The sequence below is a fragment of the Halorubrum sp. SD690R genome (assembly GCF_005435035.1).
Lineage (GTDB): Archaea > Halobacteriota > Halobacteria > Halobacteriales > Haloferacaceae > Halorubrum > Halorubrum ezzemoulense.
The window spans coordinates 1-15,680 of the sequence record NZ_SGTV01000024.1; the positions used below are offsets into that span (position 1 = coordinate 1).

Here is a 15,680-nt window from a genome sequence, read left to right on the forward strand (position 1 = left end):
GATCGGAAGCGAACGCGACGGGGCGGGCGGGGAGACGAGCGAGGAGACGACCGGAGCGGTGAGTCGGTGGCACCGGATCGGCGACGACGCCACGCTCCGCGAGCGGTACGCGCCGCGGTTCGCGGCGGCCGAGCCGTACCGGCTCCGGACGCCGAGCCGACGGCGGGTGTACGAGGGGTTCGCGACGCGGTGTGACGAATCGGTCGCCGCGGCGGTGCTCCGCGCGCTCGATGCCGAGGTCGGCGCCGATTCGCGCGGAGCCGCGGGTCCAGACTCCGAGGAGACCCGCGTCCGCACCTACGCGGTGGGCGCCCGCGAAGGCGCCCTCGACCGCACCCTCCGGCGGGCCTGCGAGGACGCGGGTCTCGGGAGCCCCTCGACGTTCACGCGGATAAAACGGCTCCTGCGGGAGGCCGAGCTGATCGAGACCGTCTCCGAGCCGCAACCGGTCGGGCGCCCGCGCGAGCGACTCGCGGCGCGCGGCGCGCTCGCGGCGGCGGAGACGGCGGAAGAGACGGTCGCGGCGGTTCGCGGCGTAACAGGGTGAGAAGCGTTCGGACGCCCGTCACCGGGCGTCATTCCGGACGGATCAGTCGTCTTTCGTCTTGATGTCCGCCGAGAGGCCCTGCGCCATCTCGATCTCCTTCGAGTTGTTCAGGGTCCACGCGGTGCGGTCGGTGACGGCCTCGATCGCCTCCCGGGCGGAGGGGTAGCCGTTGCCGGACTTCTTCACGCCGCCGAAGGGGAGCTGGACCTCGGCGCCGATACACGGGAGGTTGCCGTACGCCAGCCCCAGCTCGGCGCGGTCGCGGTAGTAGTTGATCTGTCGGTAGTCCTCGGAGATGATCGCGCCAGCCAGCCCGTAGTCGGTGTCGTTCTGGATCTCGACGGCCTCCTCGATGTCGCCGTCGTACTCCATGAGCGCGACGTGGGGTCCGAACACCTCTTCGTGAGTACACGTCAGGTCGGCGTGGGCGTCGGCCTCGTAGACGAACGGACCGACCCAGTAGCCGTCCTCGTGGCCGTCTGGGATCTCCTCGTCGTCGAGCTCGGTCCGGTCGACGAGCACGTTCACGCCCTCCTCGCGGGCCGCCTCGTTGTTCCGGGTGACCTTCTCGCGGTGTTCCTCCTCGATGAGCGGCCCCATGAAGGTGTCCTCGTCGAGGGGGTCGCCGACCGCGACCGACTCCGCGACCTCGACGAACCGCTCCTTGAACTCATCGTACACGTCCGTGTGGACAATCAGGCGCTCGGAGGAGACGCAGCGCTGACCGGTCGTCTTGAACGAGGACATCACCGCGGAGTGGACCGCGACGTCGAGGTCCGCCTCCTCGGTGACCACGATCGCGTTCTTGCCGCCCATCTCGCAGGCGGCGCGCTTGCCGGCGACGCCGCCGAGCTTCTCTTGGATGTGGTGGCCGACCTCGGCCGAACCGGTGAAGATGACGGTGTCAACGTCGTCGTTCTCGACGATCGCGTTGCCCGCGTCGCCGAACCCCTGTACCATGTTGAACACGCCGTCGGGGATGCCGGCGTCGTCGAACATCTCTGCGATGATCTGCGCGCACCACGGCGTCTGCTCGGCCGGCTTGAACACGACGGTGTTCCCCTCGACCAGCGCAATGGCCATGTGCCAGTAGGGGATCGCGACCGGGAAGTTCCACGGCGTGATACAGCCGGTGACGCCGCGCGGTTTCCGTCGCATGTACGCGTCCTTCGAGGGGATCTCCGAGGGGACGATGTCTCCCTTCGGATGCCGGGCGTCGCCAGCGGCCCACTCGACCATGTGCGCGGCCTCGACCACGTCCGCCTTCCCCTCGCTGATCTCTTTCCCGCACTCCTTGGTGACGATCTCCCCGAGCTCGTCGGTCCGGTCGCGGAGCTCGTGGTACACGTCCCAGAGGTACTCCGCGCGCTGGATCCGCGAGAGCTCGCGCCACTCCTCGAACGCCGCGTCCGCTGCGTCGACCGCGCGGTCGACGTCCTCGGGGGTCCCCTGACGGAACTCTCCGAGCGTCTCTCCGGTCGCGGGGTTCTCGCTCTCGAAGGTCTCGGACCCGTCGCCGTCGACCCACTCGCCGTCGATGTAGTGCTGGTAGGGCTGCGCCATGTTCGAGACATCCGGTCGGCACGTCCAAATAACCCACCCTACCATGGTCGGTAAGGTCTTTGTGATGTAGTGCCAAACATGCGGTACCAATGGCGACAACCGAACCAGAAGGGGCGAGCGAGTGGGCCGGAACCCGGCTCACGCTCGACCTCTGGCATCCGAACTGCTGGGCGATCGAGGCGACGAAAAAGACCGGCGGCGGCGTCCTCGCACACGCGATCTACAACTCACCGATGGCCGAAAGCGACGCGCCGAACACGGTGAACGGCCTGTTCACGGCGTTCGGAGACACGAACGAGGAGGTCGAAGCGTTGCTCGACGCGATCCGCGAGTCCGACCGCGCGGGGAACCTCTTGGAGCTACAGGAGCGGTTCGGGCGCGCTCGGGACGCCCCGGGCAACGTCGTCCGCGAGTTCTTCCTGGAGTACGACCCGGGCGACATGGTGTGTCCGACGCTTTTGGAACACGGCTTCGTCCACAGCGCGCCGGTCCGGATCGAGGGCGGACGGGAGGAGTGGCAGGTGTGTTTCGTCGGCGAGCGCACCGAGATCCGGGAGTCGCTCGACGCGGTTCAGGAGGCGGCCGGCGCGGAGGTGACGGTGGAGTCGATGTCGTCGTCGGGTCACGCCGGGCGGACCCCCCGCGAGCAGCGGCTCGACACGCTGACCACGACACAGCGGAAGGTGTACGAACACGCCCGCGAAGCGGGCTACTACGAGTGGCCCCGAGAGGCGTCGACGCGCGAGCTCGCCGACGACATGGAGGTCTCGAAGACGACGCTGCTCGAACACCTGCGGAAGGCGGAGTCGAAGCTACTGGACCCGTGAACGGCAGTGTCGACTGCGGAGCGAGTGTTACAGCGCGTCGAGCGCGGTACGGTATTTAAATATCCGCGAGCGACAGCGCCGATTGGTTATGAATGAAGGCGGTGGCGCGTGCCTGCGAGCGGCCGCTATCGGCGGCCGCGAGTCAGCACGCGCGAGGTCGCCGGCGCTACGCGCCGGCTGCCAGAGAATCTCCGATTCTCGCTGGAGTCAGTCGCCGGAGCGAAGCGACGGCGACTGACAGGGCGAGAGCGAAGCTCTCGCTTACAGCCGGACGTAGTCCGGCGACGAGGTTGGGGAGGCGTGAGGCGCCGTGCGGTCGCGGTCGGGTAGGGACTCGAAGGGGCAGTCGCGAGGACGGCGCAGGTGACGTAAGGACCGCAAGGAGCGGGCGAAGCGAGCGACTGAGGACCGCAGCGAGCGTGCGCCGTCCTCGCGACTGGGGCTTTGGAACTGTTTGCCGCCGATCTGCTAGCGACCATTTATAACCGAGCGGCCGGGAATTTGGAGGCGTCCGTCGTCGGTCGTTCAATCGCTGATAAACGGTGGACGGAAAACTTACACGCCGATTGATAAATCGTAGCGCCCGATCGCCGGTCTTTGCCCCGGTTCGTTCAGTTACCGACGATCGCGCGCAGCGCGAACAGGGCGTTCGACTTGCGCTCCCGGATCCGCCGGTAGAAGTAGGAGAACCACTTGGAGCCGTACGGGATGTACTGGTAGACTTTCACGTCGTCTTCGGCCGCGAGTTCGAACTGCGCCGACTCCCGGACGCCGGTCAGCATCTGGACCTCGTAGGGGGTCCCGTGGTCGGCGTACAGCTGCTTCGCGTAGTCGATCATCGCGGGGTCGTGGCTCCCGACGGCGACGCCGTCGTCGAACGCCTCGAACATGTATGCGAGGCAGTCGCGGTACGACTCGTCGACGCGCGCCTTCTTCTTGTAGGAGATCTCGGCCGGCTCGTCGTACGCGCCCTTGACGAGTCGGACCTTCCCCGGGAGGTCGGCGAGCCGTTCGAGGTCCTCGCGGGTCCGCTTCAAGTTCGCCTGCACGCAGACGCCGACGTTGCCGTCCGTCTCGACGGCGTGCCGTTCGAACGCGTCGAGCGTCACGTCGGTAGTCTCGTGGTCCTCCATGTCGATCCAGACGAAGGTGCCCGTCCCGTCCGGCCCGGTCGCGGACGGCGCGTTAGCCGCCTCGACGATGCGCGCCAGGTTCTCTTCGAAGACGTCGTCGGCGATGTCGAGGCCGATCTGGCTCGATTTGACCGAGACGCAGGCGTCGACGCCGCGCTCCGCGATCGCCTCGACGAGGTCGACGTACGCGTCGGCGTCGGCGTCGGCGGGGGGCCGTTCCTCGTAGTGTTCGCCGAGCAGGTTCAGGATGCCGGCCACGCCGCGGTTGTTGAGCCCCTCGACGTGAGCGAGCGCCGCCTCCGGCGTCTCCCCGGCGACAAAGTTGCTCGCGATGGGCGGGATCATGCGATCACTGCGGATCCGGAGCGGTATATAATGGCACCCGACCAATCATTCCGGAGGCATATTCCTGTATAAAATTTTTTCAGTGCCACTACCAGCCGATTCATCGATCTGCCCCGCGCTCACCGACCATGGACGGGTCGGGGTTAAGGTAGCCGAATGTGCTCGAGACTATCGGAAACATATGTCACGGAATACCACGGGCATGACGGATCGGCGGACGCTGCTGAAACTGACCGGCGGTGCGGGACTCGTCGGACTGTCGGGCTGTCTCAGCACGACTGACGACGGCAGTGACGGCAGCGACGGCGGCGACGGCAGCGACGGCAGTGACGGCGGCGACGGCGGCGACTCGACCGAGGCTTACGAGATCGGGATGGTCGACTCCCAGACCGGGTCGCTGTCGGCGTTCGGCGAGCGGAACCAGCGCGGCGTCGACCTCGCCCTCTCGATGGTCAACGAGGTCGGCATTAACGGGCGAGACCTCGACATCGTCGTCGAGGACTCCGAGAGCGAGAACCAGGGCGGGATCGCTGCCGCCCAGAAGCTCGTCAATCAGGACGGCGTGCCGTTCCTGATCGGCGCGGTCGGCTCCGGCGTCTCGCTGGCCATCTACGAGAGCGTCATCGAAGGAACGGACGTCGTTCAGCTGAGCCAGAACTCCACCGGGCTCAACCTCACCGAGTTCCCGGGACTGCTCCGGATGTCGCCGTCGGGGCGGAGCCAGTCGCTCGCGCTCTCGAACCTCATCAGCGACGACGGCTACGACGAGGTTGCGATCACCTACGTCAACAACGACTACGGCCAGAGCCTCACGGACGCGTTCGTCGACGCGTACGAGGGCGAGGTCGTCTACAACACGCCGCACGATCAGGACCAGCAGTCGTACTCCAGCGTCATCTCGGAGATGAACAGCTCCGGCGCCGACGCGTGGCTGTTCATCACCTACCAGGCCGAGTTCGCGACGATGGTCAACGAGGTGTTCTCCTCGGGGTACGAGGCGCAGTTCTACGGCGCCGACTCCGTCTCCGGCGACAACGTGCTCGAGAACACCCCGGAGGGGAGCATCGAGGGGATGAAGATCGTCGTTCCGTCCGCGCCCGTCGAGGAGGAGAACTACCAGTCGTTCGCGGACACCTTCGAGTCGGAGTACGGCCGGCAGCCGACCTCGTGGGCGGCGTACGCGTACGACTGCGTGATCAACGCCGCCTTGGCGATCCAGGCCGCGGACGAGTTCACGGGGGCGGCGCTCCAGGACACCGTCCGGCGCGTCTCCGGGCCGGAGGGCGAGACGGTGACCTCGTTCGAGGCCGCGAGCGGGATCCTCGCGGACGGCGGCGGACCGGACGACGTCGACTACCAGGGGGTCAGCGGCCCCATCGACTTCGACGAGAACGGGGACCCGATCGGCTTTCTTCAGGTCCTGGAGGTCCAGGACCACGCGTACGAAGGCATCGACTTCATCGAAGGCTAATCCCGACCGATGACCGTCCTCGGATACCTGGCTAACGGATTGGTGTTCAGCAGCATCATCGTCCTCGGCAGCATCGGGCTGTCGCTGGTGTACAGCATCGCGGACTTCGCGAACTTCGCGCACGGCGACACGATGACGATCGGTGCGTACTCGGCGCTCGTGACTTTCGGCGCCGTCGGCGGGCTCGGCGGCGCGGTGTTGGGGCTCCCGTACGGCTTCTTCCTGGCCTTGGTCGTCGGGATCGCAGTCGCCGCGGTCGTGGCGGTCGCCACCGAGAAGCTCATCTACGAGCCGCTCGACGTCGACTCGATCGGCCTGCTGATCACGTCGATCGGGATCGCGTTCATCTACCGCGCGGTGATCCAGATCCGGTTCGGCTCCGACTTCACCCGGTTCGACGTCCGGCCGCTGCGGCCGATCGAGGCGCTGGTGCCGTACGGCGTCCGGATAACGCTCCACGACGTCGCGATATTCGGATCGGCGGTGGCGCTCGTCGTCGGGCTCCACGTCCTGCTCCAGTACACCGACCTCGGTCGGAAGATGCGCGCGATGGCGGACAACCCCGACCTCGCGCGGGTTAGCGGTATCCGGACGAAGCGGGTCAAGCTGTGGACGTGGGTCATCGGCGCCGGGCTCGCCGGCGCGGGCGGCGTGTTCCTCGGACTGTTCAATCAGCTCGCGCCCCGGATGGGCTTTAACCTCCTGTTGGTGATCTTCGCGGCGGTGATCCTCGGCGGGATAGGCTCCGTCTACGGCGCGATGGCGGGCGGGTTCCTCATCGGCATGATAAACCAGCTAACGCCGTTCTTCTCCAACGTGGTCGAGGCGCTACCGATCCGTCCGAACTGGCTCGCGACCGTGATCGAGAACATGATCACCATCGAGTACGCGAACGCGATTGCGTTCGTGATCATGGTCGTCGTGCTGTTGGTCCGGCCCAACGGGATCGCCGGGGAGGGCGCGACGTGAGCCTCCTCGACGACCCGAAAGCGGCGTTCGCAGACCTCTCCCGCCCGGAGGGGTGGGTGCTTGGCGTCAGCGTCGCGTTCGTACTGTTCCTCTTCGTCGCGATGCTCACCGGCGCGCTCGGTCCGACGTACTTCCTGTTCCTCGTCGGGCTGGCGGGGATGTACGCGCTGTTGTCCTTCGGGCTGAACGCCCAGTGGGGGTTCACGGGACTGATCAACTTCAGCGTCGCCGCGTTCTTCGGCATCGGCGCGTACGGCACCGCGCTGATGACCGCGAGCGGCTCGCCGATCGCCGGCGGATTCAGTCCGCTCGTCGGGCTCGCCGTCGCGCTCGTCGTCGCGCTCGCGCTCGCGCTGCTCATCGGCATCCCGACGCTCAGGCTCCGGGCCGACTACCTCGCCATCGCGTCGCTCGGGCTCGCGGAGGTCGTGCGGCTGATCGTGTTAAACGAGCGCTGGCTGACGAACGGGAGCGCGGGGCTGCGCGGCATCCCGGGCTTCTTCGACGGGTGGCCGGTGCTCTCGACGTTCCCGGAAGCGATGCCGGGGCTCCGGCTGGAGGTGATCCCCGGGTCGCCGGTGATCCTGGAGACGGCGTTCTGGCAGGCGTCGCTGAACGTCCTGTTGGTGCTCGCGTTCGCGGGCGCGGCGTACTTCGTCCTCCGGCGCGCACACCGATCGCCGTGGGGGCGCGTGCTGCGCACGATCCGCTCCGACGAGGACCTCGCGCGGGCGCTGGGCAAGAACACCTACTCGTTCAAGATGCAGTCGTTCGTCCTCGGGAGCCTGATAATGGCGCTTGCGGGCGTCTTCTACGCGCATCTAAACCTCTACGTCGGGCCGGGCGACTTGGACCCGATCACGACGTTCTACGCGTGGGTCGCGGTGATCTTGGGCGGCAGCGGCTCCAACCGTGGAGCGCTGTTCGGCGGGATCGTCATCGTCACGATCCGCGAGGGGACGCGCTTCCTGAACGACGTGGCGCTCCCGATCGACCCCGCGCCGTTGCGACTGCTGTTGATCGGCGTCGTCATCGTCGCCGTCATGCGCTACCGGCCGCAGGGGGTCCTCCCGCCGCAGCGGGAGCTGATCTGGCCGAGCGCGGTCGGCCGTGGCGGAACGCCCGAGACGCCGGACAGCGGCGTCCGCGAGCGGAAGGGAGGTGATGACGATGAGTGAGGGCGCGCTTCCGAAGGAGGACGCGGTCCTCCGCGTCGACGACCTCCAGAAGTCGTTCGGCGGGCTCGCGGCGACCGACTACGCGACGTTCGCGGTGGAGCGCGGAACCATCACCGGGCTCATCGGCCCGAACGGCGCCGGGAAGTCGACGCTTTTCAACCTCATCTCCGGCTTCTACGAGCCGGACGGCGGGACCGTGGAGGTGAACGGGACCGACGTGACCGGCATGGAGCCGTACCAAGTCGCGGAACACGGGCTCATCCGGACGTTCCAGACGCCCCGGAAGCTGGAGGGGATGACGGTCCGCGAGGCGATGCTGGTCGGTCCGCGGAAACAGCCCGGCGAGTCGTTCCTCACGCTTTTCACCTCGCCGGGGACGGTCGCGGAGAGCGAGTCGGCGAACCTCGCCGAGGCGGAGCGGATACTGGAGGACTTCGAGATCGACCACCTCGCGACCCAGCCCGCCACCGACATCTCCGGCGGCCAGATGAAGCTCGTCGAGCTCGCGCGGGCGATGCTCGCCGAGCCGGAGGTGCTGCTGCTCGACGAGCCGGTGGCGGGGGTGAACCCGACGCTGGCGAAGAAGCTCAAAGGCCAGATCCGGCGGCTCAACGAGCAGGGAACGACGTTCCTGCTCATCGAACACGACATGGAGTTCGTGATGGACCTGGCGGACCCGATCGTCGTCTTGGATCAGGGACACGTCCTGACGGAGGGGACGCCGGAGGGGGTCCGGAACGACGACCGCGTCATCGACGCGTACCTCGGAGGCGGAAGATGAGCGACGGTATGACAGACGACACGACCGGGGCCGCGGACGGGCCTCACGGCGGAACCGACCCCGTGCTCTCGCTGTCGGGCGTCGACAGCGGGTACGGCGAGGTGCAGGTGCTCGACGACTGCTCGGTCCGGCTCGACCCGGGCGAGATCGTCTGTCTCGTCGGGCCAAACGGCGCCGGGAAGTCGACGGTGCTCAAGACCGCGTTCGGGATGTTGACGCCGTGGACGGGGACCGTCGAGTACCACGGCCGCGACATCGGCGGGATGGCGCCCGAGGAGATCGTCCGCGAGGGGATCGGCTACGTCCCCCAGACCGACAACGTGTTCGGCTCGCTGACGATCGACGAGAACCTCCGGATGGGCGGCGTCGCCCGCGACGGGAGCCTCGAGGAAGTCATCGAGACGCTGTACGACCGGTTCCCGATCATCGACGAGAAGCGCGGCTCGAAAGCGAAGACGCTCTCCGGCGGCCAGCGTCAGGTGCTCGCGTTCGCCCGCGCGCTGGTGATGGAGCCCGACGTGCTGCTCATCGACGAGCCGTCGGCGGGGCTCGCACCGAACACCGCCGACGACGTGTTCGAGGACGTCAAGGAGGTCAACGACATGGACACGGCGATCCTCATGGTCGAGCAGAACGTGACGAAGGGGCTCGGCATCTCCGACCGCGGCTACGTCCTCGACCAGGGGACCGTCCGGTTCGAGGGGACGCCGGAGGAGCTGCTGAACGACGAAGAGGTCTCGCAGCTGTACCTGGGCGGCTGAGTCTCCGGCCGGTCCGCTTTCTCGCGGCGTCTCACGCCGTGCGCTTCTCGAGCTCGCCCGTCAGCTCCGCGGCGTCGAAGTCGTGGTCGGGACGGATCGCGACGAAGTCGAGAAATCGGCGCGCCGCGAGCAGCTCGTCGGTCGAGTAGCTCGTCAGCGCGGCGGCGATCGCGTCGGCCGCGCCGAGGATCGGCTCCAGCGCCGCGAGCGCGCTCGCGAGGTCGTACGCGCGAGCGGCCTCGCGCCCGTCCTCGCTCACGCGGGTCGCGTCGATGACGTAGAGGTCGCCGTCGGCGACGAGGACGTTCTCGGCCCGGAGGTCGCCGTGCGCGAGCCCCGCGTCGTGGACGGTCCGCAGCGTCGAGAACAGCTCTGGCGCGAGCCGGGCGACGGCGTCGGCGTCGAGCTCGTCCAGCGTGCGGAACTCGGGGAGGTACTCCAACACCAGCACGCCGAGGTCGCCGACCTCGAACGCCTCGACCGGCTCCGGCGCGTTGACGCCGAGCTCGCGGACCCGGCGGGTCGCCTCCAGCTCGTGACGCGCCATCTCGTAGGGGGTCTCGTGGCGCTCGAAGAACCCCTCGGTGCCGGACGAGACCGCGCCGAGGTTCCGCCCGGTGGTGAACAGCGCGTGGACGAGCGTGTTCTGCCGGGTGATCACCTTCACGAAGAGGTCGTCGTCGACGACCATCGGCGTCGACAGCCAGTTGTCGGCGTCGAGAAACCGGACCCGGATCGTATCGCGGTCGTACCGGTCCGCCAGCTCGCGCGCGACGCGCTCGACGTCGGGCCAGTCGACGCGCCCCCGGACGAGCTCGCGGAACTCCATACCGACGGCACGCGGCGGCGCCTGATAAGTCGTCGGCTCGCGGCGGCGCCTGATAAGTCGTCGGCGCGGGGCGACACCGCCGACCCCGCCACAGTCCATCACGGTCGTTCGCATCGTTTATGCCCACGCGTCGCAATTCTTGCCCATGGACTTCGAGGTACCCGCCGAACACCGGATGATACGCGACACCGTCCGAGAGTTCTGCGAGGAGGAGATCGCGCCGATCGCCCAGGAGATCGAAGACGAACACCGCTTCCCCGAGGAGGTGTTCGAGTCGCTCGCGGACTTGGACATGATGGGGATTCCGGTCTCGGAGGAGTACGGCGGGCTCGGCGGCGACCAGCTGATGTACGCCCTGGTCACGGAGGAGCTCGGCCGCGTCTCCGGCGGGATCGGCCTCTCGTACGCCGCGCACACCTCTCTGGGCGCGAAGCCGATCGACCTGTTCGGCACCGACGAGCAGAAGGAGGAGTGGCTCCGCCCGCTCGCTGAGGGCGAGGGGCTCGGCGCGTGGGCGCTCACGGAGCCCGGGAGCGGCTCGGACGCCTCCGACATGGACACGACCGCGGAGTACGACGCCGAGGCGGGCGAGTACGTGCTGAACGGCACCAAGCAGTTCATCACGAACGCGAACGTCGCGAACTCGGTCCTCGTGAAGGCGGTGACGGACCGGGAGGCCGGCTACGACGGCATCTCGACGTTCATCGTCGACCCCGAGAACGACGACGGGTTCGAGGTGACGACGGTCTGGGACAAGATGGGGCTCAACAGCTCGCCGACCTGCGAGATCAGCTTCGACGACGTGCGGATCCCGGAGGACCGGCTGCTCGGCGAGGAGGGCGAGGGGTGGACACAGACGATGAAGACGCTCGACGGCGGGCGGATCTCGATCGCGGCGCTCTCCGTGGGCCTCGCGCAGGGCGCCTACGAGGCCGCGGAGGCGTACGCGGGGGAACGCGAGCAGTTCGGCAAGCCGATCGCGAAGTTCGACGCGGTCCGCGACAAGGTGGTCCACATGCACCGGCAGATCGAGCGCGCCCGACTCCTCGCCCACCGGGCGGCGACGAAGTACGACGCCGGGGAGTCGGTCACCCGGGAGTCGGCGCTGGCGAAACTCGACGCCAGCGAGGCGGCCCGCGAGGTCGCCGAGGAGGCGGTCCAGACGCTCGGCGGCTACGGCTACACCACCGACTTCGCGCCGCAGCGCTTCTACCGCGACGCGAAGCTGATGGAGATCGGCGAGGGGACCAGCGAGATCCAGCACGTCGTCATCGGGCGCGAACTCGGCCTCTAGTCGGGCGAGTCGTCAGTCAGCGACGCCGAGCGCTCGGCGCGCCTCAGGGGAATTCGATCAGGTCGTCGTCGACGGCGCGCAGGCTCTCCGCGAGCCGCGAGCCTTCGGGGACCGCCCGCCGGAACGGCGCCGAGCCGAACGCCGCCTCGCCGTTGACGGAGACGAGCCCGAGGTCGACGGGGTCGCCGTCGAGTCTCGTCAGGAACGCGACGGTGCGGACAGCGGGCACGTCGCCCGCCCGCGCGTCCGGGTCGATGGAGCCGTACAGCGTGCGGTTCTCCGCGACGTGGTGGACGCAGGTCGGCGTCGGCGCGAAACACAGGAGGTAGCGCGCGCCCGGCTCGATGCGACCGAGCTTGGGGCGGAGCGCGTGGCGCTCGTCGGCGTGGAAGTACCGCTCCATCCGGCGGTACTGGCGCAGGATCTCGTTCGCGCCGGTGGCGCGGCGGACCGCGGCGTCGGCCTTGAGCTCGATCACGCGGTCGACCGGTTCGGGCGTTCGGGTTCGGACGAAGAGGTCGACGACCCCCTGCCGCCCGTCGGCGTCGTACGGCTCCTCGAGCCGGATCGCCGGCGACTTGGCCGTCGCCTCGTAGTGCTCGACGAGCCGGGTCGCGAGCGCGTCCTCGCGCATGGCTCTCGCGAGGCGTCGGAGGGCGATAAGTCCGCCCTTCGCGGCGCGCTGCGACCGCCCGCCGACCGGAGTCATAGCCGCTCGGGAAATTCCTGCGAACCGGAAGCTATCACGGGGTTTGTAAGGCTTCGACCCCTACGAAAAGTGATGTCTGATAAACTGTCCAGACGGCGGTATCTCGCCGGAACCGGCGCCGCGTTGACCATCGGGACACTCGCGGGCTGCTCCGGAGGCGGTGACGGCTCCGACGGGTCGGACGGTTCCGACGGCTCCGGCGGAGGCGGCAGCGCCGTCGAGGACGTCCCGAGCGAGATAGACGAGTACCTGTCCGAGGCCCGGATGTACGAGGGCACCATCATGGACTTCACGGGACAGGACGAGGTGACCGTCGAGGTCGGCGCCGGCGACGTCGGGTTCGCCTTCTCGCCAGCGGCGATCCGCATCGACTCCAGCACGACCGTCGTCTGGGAGTGGACCGGCAACGGGGGCGCGCACAACGTGGCCTCGGTCGAGGGGTCCGAGTCCGACTTCAACAGCGGCGACTCCGTCTCCGAGGAGGGGCACACGTTCGAGCAGTCGTTCGACAACACGGGGATCCAGCTGTACCAGTGTACCCCCCACCAGGCGAACGGGATGCTCGGCGCCATCGAAGTCGTCGAAGCGTAAGCGGCTCACTTCGCGCGGTTCGAACGCGAGCGCGATTTTTTCACGCCTGCTCGGCGTTCACGAGAGGAACGACCAGCGCACGTCAACGATCCGGTCGCGTTCGCTGGTGACCGTGGGCCGCGCGAGGTGGTCGTTGGCGTTGGCGCCGGCCTCCGCGAGCCGCGACAGCGCCTCCTCCAGCGTGCGCTCCGAGCGCTCCACGCTGGGGTCGCGTTCGTAGGGGGCGTCGATCGGGTCCGCCGGCGAGTTCGAGATCGCGATCGCGTCGGTGAGGTCGCCGCCGATCGCGTGCGGCGGCTGGTGGAAGTGCCAGTCGCCGACCGTGAGGAAGAGCCACACGTCGCCGTTGATGGCGTGGTACTCGGCGGTGACGCCGTCGGCGTCGTACGCGACGACCCTAGAGAGGACGGCGGTTTTGAGCCGGTAGAGGGCGTCTTTCCGAGCCGAGCGGACGTTGCTCTCGGTCACGTCGCCGCGCTCGTAGGCGGCGGTGGCCTCGTCGGCGAACTGCTTCGCGACCTTGTTGACGACGTACAGCGATTCGAGCAGGTCGTCTGTCGGTTCGAGCGGAGTCACGAGGGGTACCGGTCGGGGCTGCGACCGGACGCAGATGGGGTCGTCGTGCGGATAGGCGTTTCGGGATCCGAGACGCCGAGACGGACCTCGCCGTCGCCGCAGCGGGTACCCCGGATGGTTAATTCTTTAAGCGCAGGGACGAAGAGGTGTGTAAGATGGCGCACGACTCCGTAAAAATGTATTCGGCGATATACGTCGCCCTCCTAGTCGCGGCGACGCTGAACTTCGCTCTCTTCGAGACGTCGTTCATCGAGTTCACCTACGCGCAGGCGCTCGGCGGCACGCTGGTGATCGCGACGGTCAAGACGCTGCTCATCGTCGCGTACTTCCAGCACCTGAAGTGGGAGAACCGCTCGCTGACCTACCTGATGGGGCTCGCGCTCGCGCTCACCATGCTGCTGATGGCGGCCGCGACGTACTCCATCTCGTAACGACTCGCGGCGTCTCTTTCTCGCTCGAACGCCTCCGAACCGTTTTCCCGGCACTTTCGCCGGGTTTTCGCTCGACCGAGCACGGTCCCGACGAGGGTCTTTCTGCTGCCACCACCCAGTGGTATTAGTTAGTTATAACTTGCCGCAAGACGAGGGGCCGATGCGATGGGTTTCAGCGACCGACTCCTCGAGGCCGGATCAGAGATCTGGGACGCACAGAAGCGACACCCGTTCGTCGTCGAACTCGCGGAGGGTGAGCTCGACGAGGGCGCGTTCCGTCACTGGGTGAAACAGGACTACCGGTACCTGCTCGACTACGCGCGCGTCTTCGCGCTCGCCGGTACGAAGGCCGACGACGAGGAGACGACGCGGCGGCTGACGGCGACCGCGCACGCGACGCTGGACGACGAGATGGACCTCCACCGGTCGTTCGCCGCCGACTACGGGCTCTCCGTCGACGACCTCGACGCGGTCGAGAAGGCGCCGACCTGTGCCGCCTACACCGACTTCCTCGTCCGGACGGCCCATGAGGGGTCGATCGCGGAGATCGCGGCCGCGATCTACCCGTGCGGGCAGGGGTACCTCGACGTCGCCGACCACATGGCGAGCCTCGCGACCGAGACCCACCGGTACACGCCGTTCATCGAGAAGTACAACAGCGACGCGTTCCGCGAGACGGTCGCGTGGATGCGAGACCTCGTGGACCGGTACGGCGAGGCGTACCCGGGCGAGCGCGACGCGATGCGCGCGGCGTTCCTGCGGAGCGCCCGCCTCGAACACGCGTTCTGGGAGATGTGTTACACCCGGGAGACGTGGGAGGTCTGAGTCGAGGAGCAGTCGCGCCGACGGCGGGAACGCCGACCGAGTTTTTTGTAGCCGGAGCGTGATCCGTCCGCATGGACCTACGCGCCGCAACGGTCGAAGACGTCGACGCGGTCCGGTCGGTCGCCCGCGAGTCGCTCGTGGCGTCGTACGGACACGCCGTCGGCGAACAGCTGCTGGACGAGGCCGTCGAGGAGTGGTACGACGCCGACGACCTCGGGGACGACATCGACGACGACGACGCGGTGTTCCCGGTCGCCGCCGTCGACGGCGACGTGGTCGGGTTCGCGGAGAGCTACGTCGTCGGCCGCCGCGAGCGGGTCGGCGAGATCGACTGGCTCCACGTCCACCCCGACCACAGGGAGTCCGGCATCGGCTCCGCGCTCCTCGAACGGGTCGAGTCCGCGCTCCGGGATGCCGACGTGGACCGGATCGAGGCGCGCGTCCTCGCCGACAACGAGGCCGGCACGGCGTTCTACCAGCGAGAGGGGTACGAGCTCGCCGGCGAGCGCGACGTCGACATCAGCGGCGAGCCGTTCGCGGAACGGGAGTACCGGAAGCAGATCGGTCGCCTCACCGGCATCTCTGAGGCAATCTACGAGACGGACGACGGAGACCGGGTCCACGTCGCCTTCGACGAGAGCGAGCGCGGGTCGCTGGCGCCGTTCTACGTCGCCTACGTCGACGCGGACCACGAGCGCCGGTACGGCTACCTCTGCGGCAACTGCGAGGGAACGGACGTCGCGATCGACACGATGGACCGGATGGAGTGTCGCAACTGCGGCAACCGCCGGAAGCCGACGCGGTGGGACGCCGCGTACTGACACGCACCGGCCCGCGGAGAACGTCGCTC

General features: G+C 68.1%; 17 protein-coding genes. 12 read left to right on the forward strand and 5 right to left on the reverse strand.

Annotated elements, in window-relative coordinates; all coding sequences use genetic code 11:
• Nucleotides 1-547, forward strand: a 547-nt coding sequence (locus EXE41_RS13635; RefSeq protein ID WP_241987251.1) for a DUF5821 family protein, incomplete at its 5' end; no start/stop codon positions are given.
• A 42-nt stretch (nucleotides 548-589) separates the two neighbouring features.
• Here the strand turns inward: EXE41_RS13635 and EXE41_RS13640 are convergent.
• Nucleotides 590-2,110: an aldehyde dehydrogenase family protein gene (locus tag EXE41_RS13640; protein WP_004596311.1), complete on the reverse strand. Its 1,521-nt coding sequence runs from the start codon at nucleotides 2,108-2,110 to the stop codon at nucleotides 590-592.
• 89 nt (nucleotides 2,111-2,199) lie between these two features.
• On the opposite strand from EXE41_RS13640, the gene EXE41_RS13645 reads away from it, so the two are divergent.
• Nucleotides 2,200-2,937 carry a helix-turn-helix domain-containing protein gene (locus EXE41_RS13645; protein WP_049929895.1) on the forward strand — a complete coding sequence of 246 codons (738 nt, stop codon included), beginning with the start codon at nucleotides 2,200-2,202 and terminating at the stop codon, nucleotides 2,935-2,937.
• A 611-nt stretch (nucleotides 2,938-3,548) separates the two neighbouring features.
• On the opposite strand, the gene EXE41_RS13650 is transcribed toward EXE41_RS13645, so the two are convergent.
• Nucleotides 3,549-4,415, reverse strand: coding sequence for a proline dehydrogenase family protein (locus tag EXE41_RS13650; RefSeq protein WP_094494953.1), 867 nt, complete (start codon nucleotides 4,413-4,415; stop codon nucleotides 3,549-3,551).
• A gap of 181 nt (nucleotides 4,416-4,596) precedes the next feature.
• Here EXE41_RS13650 and EXE41_RS13655 point away from each other — a divergent pair, with 181 nt between their 5' ends.
• The 5 genes from EXE41_RS13655 to EXE41_RS13675 are packed head-to-tail and all read left to right on the forward strand — an operon-like array spanning nucleotide 4,597 to nucleotide 9,575.
• Nucleotides 4,597-5,886, forward strand: coding sequence for an ABC transporter substrate-binding protein (locus tag EXE41_RS13655; RefSeq protein ID WP_137691302.1), 1,290 nt, complete (start codon nucleotides 4,597-4,599; stop codon nucleotides 5,884-5,886).
• A 9-nt stretch (nucleotides 5,887-5,895) separates the two neighbouring features.
• Nucleotides 5,896-6,855 carry a branched-chain amino acid ABC transporter permease gene (locus EXE41_RS13660; RefSeq protein ID WP_004596315.1) on the forward strand — a complete coding sequence of 320 codons (960 nt, stop codon included), beginning with the start codon at nucleotides 5,896-5,898 and terminating at the stop codon, nucleotides 6,853-6,855.
• Nucleotides 6,852-8,033, forward strand: coding sequence for a branched-chain amino acid ABC transporter permease (locus EXE41_RS13665; protein ID WP_137691303.1), 1,182 nt, complete (start codon nucleotides 6,852-6,854; stop codon nucleotides 8,031-8,033). The genes EXE41_RS13660 and EXE41_RS13665 overlap by 4 nt, the downstream gene beginning before the upstream one ends.
• The gene (locus EXE41_RS13670; RefSeq protein ID WP_137691304.1) at nucleotides 8,026-8,814 is read left to right on the forward strand and encodes an ABC transporter ATP-binding protein; all 789 of its coding nucleotides are present in this window, start codon (nucleotides 8,026-8,028) and stop codon (nucleotides 8,812-8,814) included. The genes EXE41_RS13665 and EXE41_RS13670 overlap by 8 nt, the downstream gene beginning before the upstream one ends.
• A gap of 8 nt (nucleotides 8,815-8,822) precedes the next feature.
• Nucleotides 8,823-9,575: an ABC transporter ATP-binding protein gene (locus EXE41_RS13675; protein WP_044965613.1), complete on the forward strand. Its 753-nt coding sequence runs from the start codon at nucleotides 8,823-8,825 to the stop codon at nucleotides 9,573-9,575.
• A gap of 31 nt (nucleotides 9,576-9,606) precedes the next feature.
• Here EXE41_RS13675 and EXE41_RS13680 read toward each other — a convergent pair whose 3' ends face one another.
• On the reverse strand, nucleotides 9,607-10,404 hold the full coding sequence (locus tag EXE41_RS13680; protein ID WP_094519547.1) for an RIO1 family regulatory kinase/ATPase: 798 nt from the start codon (nucleotides 10,402-10,404) through the stop codon (nucleotides 9,607-9,609).
• Nucleotides 10,405-10,549: 145 nt separating this feature from the next.
• Here EXE41_RS13680 and EXE41_RS13685 point away from each other — a divergent pair, with 145 nt between their 5' ends.
• The gene (locus EXE41_RS13685; protein WP_137691305.1) at nucleotides 10,550-11,698 is read left to right on the forward strand and encodes an acyl-CoA dehydrogenase family protein; all 1,149 of its coding nucleotides are present in this window, start codon (nucleotides 10,550-10,552) and stop codon (nucleotides 11,696-11,698) included.
• 43 nt (nucleotides 11,699-11,741) lie between these two features.
• Here the strand turns inward: EXE41_RS13685 and EXE41_RS13690 are convergent, their stop codons facing one another.
• Nucleotides 11,742-12,332 carry a hypothetical protein gene (locus EXE41_RS13690; RefSeq protein WP_137691306.1) on the reverse strand — a complete coding sequence of 197 codons (591 nt, stop codon included), beginning with the start codon at nucleotides 12,330-12,332 and terminating at the stop codon, nucleotides 11,742-11,744.
• Between the two features lie 147 nt (nucleotides 12,333-12,479).
• On the opposite strand from EXE41_RS13690, the gene EXE41_RS13695 reads away from it, so the two are divergent.
• Entirely contained in the window at nucleotides 12,480-12,998 is a 519-nt protein-coding gene (locus EXE41_RS13695) for a halocyanin domain-containing protein (protein WP_049929906.1), read from the forward strand.
• Between the two features lie 57 nt (nucleotides 12,999-13,055).
• Here the strand turns inward: EXE41_RS13695 and EXE41_RS13700 are convergent, their stop codons facing one another.
• Nucleotides 13,056-13,574, reverse strand: a complete 519-nt coding sequence (locus EXE41_RS13700; RefSeq protein ID WP_137691307.1) for a hypothetical protein — start codon at nucleotides 13,572-13,574, stop codon at nucleotides 13,056-13,058.
• A 155-nt stretch (nucleotides 13,575-13,729) separates the two neighbouring features.
• Here EXE41_RS13700 and EXE41_RS13705 point away from each other — a divergent pair, with 155 nt between their 5' ends.
• The 3 genes from EXE41_RS13705 (at nucleotide 13,730) to EXE41_RS13715 (ending at nucleotide 15,651) form a co-directional block, all read left to right on the forward strand.
• A complete protein-coding gene (locus EXE41_RS13705; protein ID WP_049929908.1) occupies nucleotides 13,730-14,005 on the forward strand; it encodes a cytochrome C oxidase subunit IV family protein in 276 nt (91 codons plus the stop codon).
• A 165-nt stretch (nucleotides 14,006-14,170) separates the two neighbouring features.
• Entirely contained in the window at nucleotides 14,171-14,830 is a 660-nt protein-coding gene (tenA, locus tag EXE41_RS13710) for a thiaminase II (protein WP_086215972.1), read from the forward strand.
• Between the two features lie 71 nt (nucleotides 14,831-14,901).
• On the forward strand, nucleotides 14,902-15,651 hold the full coding sequence (locus EXE41_RS13715; protein ID WP_137691308.1) for a GNAT family N-acetyltransferase: 750 nt from the start codon (nucleotides 14,902-14,904) through the stop codon (nucleotides 15,649-15,651).
• Nucleotides 15,652-15,680 lie beyond the last annotated feature (29 nt).

What these genes read in the sequence shown, in the direction of transcription:
- tenA (WP_086215972.1), top strand. Translation starts at nt 14,171, where the DNA reads ATGGGTTTCAGCGACCGACTCCTCGAGGCCGGATCAGAGATCTGGGAC.
- EXE41_RS13685 (WP_137691305.1), top strand. Translation starts at nt 10,550, where the DNA reads ATGGACTTCGAGGTACCCGCCGAACACCGGATGATACGCGACACCGTC.
- EXE41_RS13675 (WP_044965613.1), top strand. Translation starts at nt 8,823, where the DNA reads ATGACAGACGACACGACCGGGGCCGCGGACGGGCCTCACGGCGGAACC.
- EXE41_RS13640 (WP_004596311.1), bottom strand. Translation starts at nt 2,110, where the DNA reads ATGGCGCAGCCCTACCAGCACTACATCGACGGCGAGTGGGTCGACGGC.
- EXE41_RS13655 (WP_137691302.1), top strand. Translation starts at nt 4,597, where the DNA reads ATGTCACGGAATACCACGGGCATGACGGATCGGCGGACGCTGCTGAAA.
- EXE41_RS13705 (WP_049929908.1), top strand. Translation starts at nt 13,730, where the DNA reads ATGGCGCACGACTCCGTAAAAATGTATTCGGCGATATACGTCGCCCTC.
- EXE41_RS13645 (WP_049929895.1), top strand. Translation starts at nt 2,200, where the DNA reads ATGGCGACAACCGAACCAGAAGGGGCGAGCGAGTGGGCCGGAACCCGG.
- EXE41_RS13650 (WP_094494953.1), bottom strand. Translation starts at nt 4,415, where the DNA reads ATGATCCCGCCCATCGCGAGCAACTTTGTCGCCGGGGAGACGCCGGAG.
- EXE41_RS13690 (WP_137691306.1), bottom strand. Translation starts at nt 12,332, where the DNA reads ATGCGCGAGGACGCGCTCGCGACCCGGCTCGTCGAGCACTACGAGGCG.
- EXE41_RS13715 (WP_137691308.1), top strand. Translation starts at nt 14,902, where the DNA reads ATGGACCTACGCGCCGCAACGGTCGAAGACGTCGACGCGGTCCGGTCG.
- EXE41_RS13695 (WP_049929906.1), top strand. Translation starts at nt 12,480, where the DNA reads ATGTCTGATAAACTGTCCAGACGGCGGTATCTCGCCGGAACCGGCGCC.
- EXE41_RS13670 (WP_137691304.1), top strand. Translation starts at nt 8,026, where the DNA reads ATGAGTGAGGGCGCGCTTCCGAAGGAGGACGCGGTCCTCCGCGTCGAC.
- EXE41_RS13660 (WP_004596315.1), top strand. Translation starts at nt 5,896, where the DNA reads ATGACCGTCCTCGGATACCTGGCTAACGGATTGGTGTTCAGCAGCATC.
- EXE41_RS13680 (WP_094519547.1), bottom strand. Translation starts at nt 10,404, where the DNA reads ATGGAGTTCCGCGAGCTCGTCCGGGGGCGCGTCGACTGGCCCGACGTC.